Raw genomic sequence first — 6,437 nt, forward strand, 5'->3', positions numbered from 1 at the left:
TCATAGCGTTTCCTCACAGTGAATGCCCGCCGTCTCTGGCGAACGAAAACGCCGACAACCTTTTGTGATTCTGCGCTGAGCGCAAGGAATTCCGGGGGTTTTCGGCTGCCCGACGGTGCAAAGCTGTTAATGGACTGGAAAAATCGGGCCTGCAACCCCCGGAAACGAGCAAACGCCCGGTTTTCCGGGGATTGTTCCCTATTTGCCTATGCAGACGCCGGGATGATGGTCGGAGGCGGACGACGAATTCCGGCCATCAGCGGCAATGCGAGCAAATAGATGCAAATTGCCACCAGCCAGATGGCTCCAGGCCAGCTTGGTCGCAGACCGTGATAAACGAAGCTGAAGAAGAGCGGACCAAAGACGGAGGCCAGGCTGACGAGACTGGCCAGCACACCTTGCAACTGGCCCTGACGATCAGCATCCACCTGCCGCGTTGTGAGCGACTGTAGTGCAGGCATGCCTATACCGCCCAGGGCAAAGACCGGCGCCATGGCGAACAGGATCCAGCCCTGAGTGGCAAAGACCAGTGTCATCATGGCGCCCGTCTCGAAGGTCATCCCAACTATCAACGCCCATCGTTCGCCCAAGCGGGCAACGGCCGGACCTGTGAGAAACGCCTGCGCCAGCGCGTGGAATACGCCGAAGGCCCCGAGGGAAAGGCCAATCGTCATACCGTTCCAGGCAAAGACATCTTCGGTGTAAATCGCCCAGGTCGTTCCGTAGACCGTACCCACCAGATTCATGATGAAATAGATGGCCATCAAGGGAATCAGCGCCTTGAACGTCAGGGACCAGGCCAGCGGCTTGAAAGGGTTCAACGTGTCCATTGTGAAGCGCGCACCCTTCTGGCCCCGACGCGATTCGGGCAGCATGAACAGGGCAAGCGCGAAGTTGACGGCGTTGAGCGCGGCGGCCACCAGGAATGGCGAGCGCAACCAGATGTCTCCCAGAATGCCGCCCAGGACGGGCCCGATAATGAACCCGATGCCAAACATGGCGTGGAACAGGCCAAAGCGCTTCGCCCGCTCCTCTTCACTGGAAATATCGGTGATGTAGGCGGTCGCCACCGCCATATTCGCGCTGGTGATACCGGCGATGGCGCGCCCGATGACCAGTAGCCAGAGTTCGGGTGCGAACGCCATGACCACATAGTCGATCGCAGCGCCGGCCAAGGAGATCAGCAAGACCGGACGCCGACCAAAGCGATCGCTCAGCACACCCAGCACCGGCGAGAACAAGAATTGGCACGCCGAATAGAGGGCGAGCATGACCCCAAGAATGGTGGCGATATCGGTCGTGTGCCCGACTTCGCGAAGCAGCGCGGGAAGAATGGGAAAAATCAGGCCAATGCCAACGGCATCGAGCATGACGGCGGCGAGAATGACGACCAGCGCCTTGTTCATGGTTGTGCTCCAGAGATCATGCGCCGCACACGACAGGACATCGCGCATCGAGGAGGCCGCGCCGCCTCGCGCAAGCTCATGTAGTTGCACCGGCCAGAGGCGGCAAGTCAGAGCATCACAATGATCAAGCTAGCCGCCAGCCCGTGTCAGCAGGCTTGCGGACGCCTCAAGAGGCGAGCGATTTGAGCACGCCGGGCAGCAATTCCGGCAAGTCTTCGCTCAACATCCCCGGTCCGCCGAAGTGGTTGGCGGCCTCGGCATGAATCCATACGGCACCACAGGCGGCCTCGAATCCTGCCATCCCTTGGGCAAGCAGACCCCCAATGGTGCCGGCGAGAACGTCGCCTGCCCCAGCCGTTCCGAGCCAGTATGGGGCATTGTCGTTGATGGCGGCGCGGTGATCGGGAGCGGCGATCACGGTGTCACTGCCCTTGAGAATGACACAGGCGCCCGAGCGGTGCGCGGCCGCGCGAGCGCGTTCCAGCTTGCTCCCGCCGATGTCGGGGAAGAGGCGTGTGAATTCGCCCTCGTGCGGGGTCATGATTACAGGGGCGGTGCGCTCGCGGATGGCGCCGAACAGGCTTTCGGGCCCCTCAGAAAAGCTCGTCAAAGCATCGGCATCCAGAACGATGGCGGCCTCCGAGGCAAGAGCCGCGAGAACATGGGCCCGCGTCTCTGAGCCAATTCCGGCCGCCGGACCGATCACATAGGCGTTGACGCGTTTGTCTGAGAGGACAGTGGCCGTGTCGGCCGTGTCCTCCACTTGCCGCAACATGATCGCGGTAACATGCGCAGCGTGAACTGCAAGGGCGGCGCGGTCACCAAGAATCGTGACAAGCCCTGCCCCCGCCCGGAACGCGCCATAGGCAGCCAGTCTTGCAGCACCCGTTTGCTGGGCACCGCCGGACATGACAGCCACGTGCCCGCGGTCGAATTTGTGCCCGGCAATATCCGGCTTCGGAAGCGACCACAGGCCCGGACCATTATGCCAGGTCCGCGGTTCAATGCGTTCGAGGACCGAATCGGGGATGCCGATGTCGCGCACTATTGTGCGGCCGCAGAGGTCTCGGCCAGGCAAGAGCACGTGACCTGGCTTGCGGCGAAAGAAGGTGACAGTGGTACCTGCCCTGATGGCGATCCCGCGCGCAGCCCCGGTGGCACCATCGACGCCGCTGGGCATGTCCACGCTGACAACGGGAAGGTCTGACTGGTTGATGACCCCGATCACGCTCGCCATGGGGCCTGTGATGTCCCGGTCCAACCCGGCACCAAGCAGGGCATCGACGACAAGCGCTGCCTCACCAAGGTTGAATTCCCCGGTTTCGAGGGCCCCAGTCCAGCGATCCGCCATGACTGCGGCGTCCCCACGCAGCCGGTCGCGTTCGGCGGACAACCATACCCGCACCGGCCAACCGTGTTTCTTGAGCAGCCGCGCGATTACGAACCCGTCGCCACCATTATTGCCTGGACCGCACACCACAAGGACAAGGCAGCGTGCATGTTCCGACACAAGGAAGTCGACCACGGACTCACCAGCGCGTTCCATGAGGTCCAGGCTTGGCACCCCGGCCAGCGTCGCCAACCGGTCGGCTTCTCCCATTTCTGTGGGGGTGAGCAGGGCGTTTGGATGAGTGTTGCGCATAAAAAACGTTTCAGGTTCGGAAAGTGAACGGCTCACGGCTATTTGATTAGGAACTCATTTACGGCCGAATGGTCAATTGGTCGCACATTGGGAAATTTCCTTAAGGGAACTCCGCAGAATCCGAGACGCTGCTCATGACACATGGTGAGGGGGGCCCATGCTATTGACCACGGCGCCCGACGAAGACAGTTCGGGCGGTACGTATAAGTGGCATGATGTGCGCTTCATCGGCGCGCTGGCGGGACGCTATGCGCTGCCGGAACGTCGCCATTCTCCAGATGAGAAGATCCCTGTCTATGCCTGCCGGCTGTGCTCGATCTCGACCCGCATGCTGGTCGCCGTGGGCCCGGTCGTCGGCAAGGAAGGCGAGTTGGTCTCGTCGCACTTCAACGAGTTCGGCATGTTGCGGGGGCGGATCACGCGCCGGCTGGCCTCTGGCTTCGTGACAGATCTGCAATTGAGCGACCAGGATCGCGAGAAGCTCGGTGCCAAGATCGACTGGCACAAGAGACACGTGCATGCGCAAGTTCCCGACAAGCGCGAGTTCCGTCGCTTTCAGCCGCGCGACCCACGCAGCACCATTGTCATGGCCGATGGACAGAGCATTCCCTGCTTCATTATCGATGTGTCCCGCTCAGGGGCCGCCATCTCCGCGCATTGCTGGCCGGAATTGGGCACGCCGATGGCCCTCGGCCGGGTCGTGGGCCGCGTCGTCCGTCATCTCGATGTCGGCTTTGCGCTTCAGTTCATCCAGCTTCAGGAGATCGAAGATCTGGAGACCCTGATCAAGCCGCCCGCGGCGTAAGACCCAATGGTGGCGCATGGGTTACCGATATCGATAAATTGCGAATAGTCCAGGCAAGAGGGCGTTGACGGGGCTCGGGCATGCTCTTTCGATCACCAGCGGGAGGTCGGATGTGTCCGAGGTTCTGGAACGCCCTACAATTGCCTTGCACGGCATCACTACCGTCGCCGGACGCTATGTCATTGGGGCGCAAACCACGCATCCGGGCATCAACCTGTTTGCGTGCCGGCTGCGCATGATCGGCAGTGACACGCTTCGGGTCACCGCGCCTGTCATTCCCCAAAAGGGCGAGGCGGTGTCAGCCAGCTTCACCTCCTTTGGCACGCTGACCGGCGCCGTGACCCGGCACTTCGATGACGGCTTTGAAATGAGCATCGAGCAGGACGCCGCGGAGCGCGAGCGCCTCAATATGCGCATCACCAGCTTCAGCGAGAAATTGTGGACCACGGAAACCGACCGGCGCGTGGCGCAGCGTGTCATGCCGAGCAATCCCCGCACGGTGATCGCGCGGCCCGACAACTGGTCGCAACCCTGCCTGATCGTGGATTATTCCATCTCTGGTGCTGCCGTATCGGCGGCGTTCCAGCCTGAGGTCGGCGAGATCGTCACCGTCGGGCGCGTCACCGGCGAGGTGGTCCGTCTGTTCGATTTCGGCTTTGCGGTGCGCTTCTTCGAGCCCCAGAACGCCGATCATCTCGAGGGCCTGCTGGAGGCACCGGACGAATGGCGCGAGGTCATGCGGCGGACCTTCCAGACGGCGTAGCGACCCGGGGCGCATCGGCGCCGCGTCTACGTCACAGGCACAGGCAAAAAAGAAAGGGGCCCAAAAGGCCCCTTCCCCATTTCGATATCGAACCGCTTAGGCGGAGTAGTACATCTCGTACTCAACCGGGTGCGGGGTGTGCTCGAACTTGATCACTTCCTGCATCTTGAGGTCGATGTAGCTGTCGATGAAGTCGTCGTCCATGACGCCACCGACCTTGAGGAAGTCGCGGTCGGCCGAGAGGCTTTCCAGGGCTTCGCGCAGCGAACCGGAAACGGTCGGGATTTCCTTGAGCTCTTCCTTGGGCAGCTCGTAGAGGTCCTTGTCCATCGGATCGCCCGGGTGGATCTTGTTCTTGATGCCGTCGAGGCCAGCCATCAGCAGCGCGGTGAACGCGAGGTAGGGGTTGGCCATCGGATCGGGGAAGCGCACTTCAACGCGCTTGGACTTGGGCGACTGGCCGAATGGGATACGGCAGGAAGCCGAACGGTTGCGAGCCGAGTAGGCCAGCAGCACGGGGGCTTCGAAGCCCGGCACCAGACGCTTGTAAGAGTTGGTGGTCGGGTTGGTGAAGGCGTTGATCGCCTTCGCATGCTTGATCACGCCGCCGATGTAGTAGAGGCACTCCATGGAGAGGCCGGCATACTGGTCACCGGCAAAGAGCGGCTTGCCATCTTTCCAGATCGACTGGTGGCAGTGCATGCCCGAGCCGTTGTCGCCATAGACGGGCTTGGGCATGAAGGTTGCGGTCTTGCCATAGGAATTGGCGACCTGCTGCACGGCATATTTGTAGAGCAGCACGTCGTCGGCCGACTGGATCATCGGCTTGAACTTCATGCCAAGCTCGTGCTGGGCGGAAGCCACTTCGTGGTGGTGCTTTTCGATGATGACGCCCATCGAGCCCATGGCTTCGAGCATCTCACCGCGCATGTCCTGGGCGCTGTCCAGCGGCGGAACCGGGAAGTAGCCCTTCTTCAGGCCGATGTGATGGCCGTTATTGCCACCTTCATATTCGGCATTGCTGTTGATCGGCAGTTCCGAATGGTCGACCGAGAAGCCGACATTGTAGGTGGAGGTCGAGTACTTCACATCGTCGAAAATGAAGAATTCGGGCTCGGGACCGAACACGACCGAGTCACCAATACCAGACGACTTGACCAGGGCTTCGGCCTTCTTGGCGATGCCGCGCGGGTCACGGTTGTAGGGCTGGTAGGTGGCGGGCTCGAGAATGTCGCAATTGATGGCGAGAGTCGGCGCGGCAAAGAACGGGTCCATATAGGCCGATTCCGGATCGGGCATCAGCACCATGTCGGACTCGTTGATGGCCTTCCAGCCGGCGATGGAGGAACCGTCGAACATGACGCCTTCCTCGAACATGTCGGCATCAACCACCGATGCGTCCATGGTGACGTGCTGCAGCTTGCCGCGCAGGTCGGTAAAGCGCACGTCGAGATACTTGATGTTCTCGTCCTTGATACGCTGAACAATATCGCTTCCGGTGGTCATTAGGTCTTCCCCTGTCTAAATCGGATGCTTGTTGCTGGATGTGGCGTCGGGCGTCTGAGAGGAGGTCTCAGAGCGCGTCGTCGCCGAATTCGCCGGTACGAATACGGATGGCCTGCTCGATGGAGTAGACGAAGATCTTGCCGTCACCGATGCGGCCGGTCTGAGCGGCCACACGGATCGCCTCGATGGCCTTTTCGGCCAAATCGTCGGGGCAAACCACTTCGACTTTCACCTTGGGCAGGAAATCCACCACATATTCAGCGCCGCGATAGAGCTCGGTGTGGCCCTTCTGGCGACCGAAACCCTTGGCCTCGG

The 6,437-nt window shown here is 61.3% G+C and carries 6 protein-coding genes; 2 read left to right on the top strand and 4 right to left on the bottom strand.

From position 1 onward, the window contains the following. Window positions 1–206: 206 nt before the first annotated feature. Both tet and QZ564_RS18750 read right to left on the bottom strand, forming a co-directional pair. A complete protein-coding gene (gene tet / locus QZ564_RS18745) occupies window positions 207–1,454 on the bottom strand; it encodes a Tet(A)/Tet(B)/Tet(C) family tetracycline efflux MFS transporter (protein ID WP_297113381.1) in 1,248 nt (415 codons plus the stop codon). Between the two features lie 118 nt (window positions 1,455–1,572). After that, window positions 1,573–3,048 carry an NAD(P)H-hydrate dehydratase gene (locus QZ564_RS18750; protein WP_297113383.1) on the bottom strand — a complete coding sequence of 492 codons (1,476 nt, stop codon included), beginning with the start codon at window positions 3,046–3,048 and terminating at the stop codon, window positions 1,573–1,575. Window positions 3,049–3,205: 157 nt separating this feature from the next. On the opposite strand from QZ564_RS18750, the gene QZ564_RS18755 reads away from it, so the two are divergent. Further along, the gene (locus tag QZ564_RS18755; RefSeq protein WP_297113386.1) at window positions 3,206–3,853 is read left to right on the top strand and encodes a PilZ domain-containing protein; all 648 of its coding nucleotides are present in this window, start codon (window positions 3,206–3,208) and stop codon (window positions 3,851–3,853) included. Between the two features lie 112 nt (window positions 3,854–3,965). Further along, window positions 3,966–4,616 carry a PilZ domain-containing protein gene (locus QZ564_RS18760; protein WP_297113388.1) on the top strand — a complete coding sequence of 217 codons (651 nt, stop codon included), beginning with the start codon at window positions 3,966–3,968 and terminating at the stop codon, window positions 4,614–4,616. A gap of 96 nt (window positions 4,617–4,712) precedes the next feature. Here QZ564_RS18760 and glnA read toward each other — a convergent pair whose 3' ends face one another. Both glnA and QZ564_RS18770 read right to left on the bottom strand, forming a co-directional pair. Beyond that, window positions 4,713–6,122, bottom strand: coding sequence for a type I glutamate--ammonia ligase (glnA, locus tag QZ564_RS18765; RefSeq protein ID WP_297113390.1), 1,410 nt, complete (start codon window positions 6,120–6,122; stop codon window positions 4,713–4,715). Between the two features lie 67 nt (window positions 6,123–6,189). After that, window positions 6,190–6,437: P-II family nitrogen regulator (locus tag QZ564_RS18770; RefSeq protein WP_297113393.1), on the bottom strand; the 248-nt coding region annotated here is incomplete at its 5' end.

It is taken from the genome of uncultured Devosia sp., assembly GCF_913055165.1.
Lineage (GTDB): Bacteria > Pseudomonadota > Alphaproteobacteria > Rhizobiales > Devosiaceae > Devosia.

Bases quoted from the DNA above. Each gene is read 5' to 3' on its own strand.
- tet (WP_297113381.1), bottom strand. From the start codon at position 1,454: ATGCGCGATGTCCTGTCGTGTGCGGCGCATGATCTCTGGAGCACAACC.
- QZ564_RS18750 (WP_297113383.1), bottom strand. From the start codon at position 3,048: ATGCGCAACACTCATCCAAACGCCCTGCTCACCCCCACAGAAATGGGA.
- QZ564_RS18755 (WP_297113386.1), top strand. From the start codon at position 3,206: ATGCTATTGACCACGGCGCCCGACGAAGACAGTTCGGGCGGTACGTAT.
- glnA (WP_297113390.1), bottom strand. From the start codon at position 6,122: ATGACCACCGGAAGCGATATTGTTCAGCGTATCAAGGACGAGAACATC.